Source organism: Arsenicicoccus cauae (genome assembly GCF_009707125.1).
Taxonomy (GTDB): Bacteria; Actinomycetota; Actinomycetes; order Actinomycetales; family Dermatophilaceae; genus Arsenicicoccus; species Arsenicicoccus cauae.
This window is the reverse complement of record NZ_WLVL01000001.1, coordinates 1-1,014: the sequence shown is the minus strand read 5'-3', so window position 1 is coordinate 1,014 and position 1,014 is coordinate 1. Positions and strand designations below refer to the sequence as shown.

Sequence of the window (1,014 nt, the reverse complement as noted above, 5' to 3'; positions counted from 1 at the left end):
TGGATGTTAGGTCCGGGGACATTTGAGACTGGCATGTCCTGGATCATGTGAGACACGTGATTCGGGGCGTGTGGGGCGCTGAGTGCGCTATCCCTTGCGGATGTGCAGGAAGCGGGCGGCGGTCATGCAGCTGTTGGACAACGCGTTGAAGATCGAGGCCGAGCACGGCACGGACGCGGCGTTCCCGCAAGGGTTCGCCGCGTTCGTGCGCTCGCACGGCCTGCCTCGAGCCACGGCCTATCGACACCGAGAACGTGTCAAGCTCGAGGGACGGTGGCAGCCGCGGTCCCGAGCGCCTCGGAACCGACCGAACGCCACTCCTGAGCGGGTGCGTGCGCGGGTGATCGCGCTGCGCGAGGAACTGGGCCCGGACAACGGCGCGGACATGATCAGGGCCGCGCTGCTGGTCGAAGCGGCCGAGCAGGACTGGGCCTCGCAGGGTTTGGTGGTGCCGGCCCGGTCGACGATCAACGCGATCTTGGACCGGGCTGGGCTGCTCACCAAAACGCCTCGTAAGCGGCCCCGCTCGTCCTACCGACGGTTCGTGTACGCGCGACCGCGGGACTGCTACCAGATCGACGGGACCACCATCACCGGGCTGCCGGTGGGACGGGTGTGCGTGATCGAGGTCCTGGACGACTGCACCCGCACCCTGGTCGCCACCCGTGCCTGCTGGGCCGAAACCACCAAAGACGCGATCGCCGCGGTCAACGCCGCCATCGCCAGCTACGGGGCACCGGCGATCGTCCTGTCCGACAACGGGACCGCGTTCTCCACCACCGCCCGCCGTGGCGGCACCCAACGATCACGGTTCGCGCAGAACCTCGACCGGCACGGCGTCCGGCTGATCCACTCCAGCCCGTACCACCCCCAGACCTGCGGGAAGGTCGAACGGCACCACCAGACCTTCAACAAGTGGCTCGCAGCCAGCGGGCACCAGCCCCAGACGCTGACGCACATGCAGGCCCTATGCGACCAGTACCAGGACTGGTACAACACCCAACGCTGGCACTC

1 protein-coding gene is annotated in these 1,014 nt (G+C 67.9%); it reads left to right on the top strand.

Features of this window, described 5'->3' with window-relative positions; genetic code table 11:
* Positions 1–82 precede the first annotated feature (82 nt).
* Positions 83–1,014, top strand: a 932-nt coding sequence (locus GGG17_RS00005; protein ID WP_154591788.1) for a DDE-type integrase/transposase/recombinase, incomplete at its 3' end; no start/stop codon positions are given.